The organism is Lacrimispora sp. 38-1, assembly GCF_049890855.1.
Lineage (GTDB): Bacteria > Bacillota > Clostridia > Lachnospirales > Lachnospiraceae > Lacrimispora.
On record NZ_JBANEW010000033.1, the window covers coordinates 1 to 1,999 of the forward strand.

A 1,999-nucleotide genomic window follows, 5' to 3' on the forward strand; every position below is an offset into this window, starting at 1 on the left:
CCCCTCAGGTGGAGTACTGAGATATGCGACGAACGGTAAGAATCTTTATTCAATTAAAAAATTTATAGCACGTCTTTGTGCTGTTTTTAAATAGAAAAATTACTGTTCTTCTTTTTGAATCGGTTCCAGATATTCCGTCTTATTTTTCATCATTCCGTACACAATGTTCACCAAACGGCGCATGATACAGACCAACGCCTGAGACTTTGTCTTTCCTTCACCGATTTTTCGCATGTAATAATCATAAAACACCGGATGATTTGGTACTCCGTTCTTGGGTTTAGACACCATGGTTACTGCCAGGAAGTAAAACAGTCCATGCAACTGGCGGTTTCCTTGTCTGGAGCTTTGTTCCTTGCCTTTCCCGGCAGAGCTGAACTTTACAGGAGCTACTCCTGCGAATCTTGCCAACTTATCTGCACTGGGAAACCTTCGGATATCACCGATTTCTGCAATCAGCTTACTCGCTATGGAAGTTCCTATTCCTGGCATACTGGTCAGTTTATAATCAAAGCTAAGCAGGAGCTTCTCGATTTCTTTATCAAGCCCTGCTAATTCTTCTTTCTGATGCTCCAAGTCCCGTACCAGACTTGTTGTGATAAAATCTCTGGATTCCTGATATTCCCGAAAGGTATTTCCATCATTCTGAACACAGTCCAGAATTAACTCCGCTTTGTCTTTTTTGGCAATACGAGATATTTCCTTAAATTCGATTGTTAGGTCTTCTGCCGTCTTTCCCTGTAAATGGTCAGGGGATGGGTATGTCTTCCAAAAGTACATGGCACATTTCCCATCTATCTCGCTGAAGAATTTACTGTAACTGGGATATGCCATGGATATCTGCTCATGGAGTCCGTTCTTAAAACGGATACCGTCTTTGACCAGTAAATCTCTCCGATTTACCAGCTGTGCCAGTGTCCATTCGTTATCTTTTGGCTTTGCATCTGGCAAAGTATGCAGTTGGTTAATCAGAACCGTTGCCACACAATACGCATCATACTCATCATTTTTTTGAAGCATGGGTGCGCTTTTTCTCTGGTCATAAGCCAGGGCAGGATTAATGTCTTTTACTATATAGCCATTTTCAATCAGCCAGACAGCTAAACTTCTGCCGTGACCATAAGCATTTTCCAATCCATAAATGGGATCAAGTCCAAGATGACGGGATTTCCTGTTCACCTTTTCTGCCAGCTTTTTAAATTCACTGGGCTTGTTTTCTATCACCACTACCTCTAACTTTTCATTCCAGCAGTTTACCATCACTGCGGTATGACTTTCCTTATGCAGGTCAATCCCCACATAAAGAAGGTTTTCTCTTCTCTGCAATTCTCTCCCTCCTGATCTTGTTTCCAACCGATCAGTTCCCGTACCGGCAACCTCAGATGACAGCGTTAACTCTTTATGAGTCCGCAAGGGGACGACAGCCTATCTACAACAAACCAATGGGTGGAAGAACAAGTTATTTCTTTTATTGGTTGTTGATGTTAACTCTGTATGAAATGGATTGCAAGTCATTTTAAGTTTTATTTTCAGGAGAAGAAACATCAGAAGAAAAAGAACGAAAAAGGGAGCTACAGAAAGGGCGATTTTACCCCCTGTAACCCCCGGCAGCCCCATTTTACCATAGAACCAATTTTCTGTAAATCCCATGGTTCACCATGAACCATGGAGGAGACGATCTTGCTAAGCTTCTGATGAAATAAAATCAATATACCACTTTCAGCTTGCCCTGTGTCGCAAAATATTGCCCCTGTGTGACCTTTAAAACCGATGGTGGAACAGATATGCCATTCAAGCAATTAAACACTTCGTTGGGCAAATCTGAAAAAGATGGATTTTCCTCTCTTACCTGCTAAGTGTTTGGATTACTGTTACCTTCTGTTCGTCTTCCTGTTGCTTTTGCACTCCTCAAGTCGCACATTCGCAACCATTTATAAAATTCCGAACTGGAAAATTTTCACTCTATTTGCTACAAAAGCGTGGGTGAACCATGGGGTCG

General features: G+C 41.9%; 1 protein-coding gene. It reads right to left on the reverse strand.

What is annotated here, in order from left to right:
* Positions 1-99 precede the first annotated feature (99 nt).
* The gene (locus tag V7D18_RS07885; RefSeq protein WP_426153115.1) at positions 100-1,326 is read right to left on the reverse strand and encodes an IS110 family transposase; all 1,227 of its coding nucleotides are present in this window, start codon (positions 1,324-1,326) and stop codon (positions 100-102) included.
* Between the last annotated feature and the right edge of the window lie 673 nt (positions 1,327-1,999).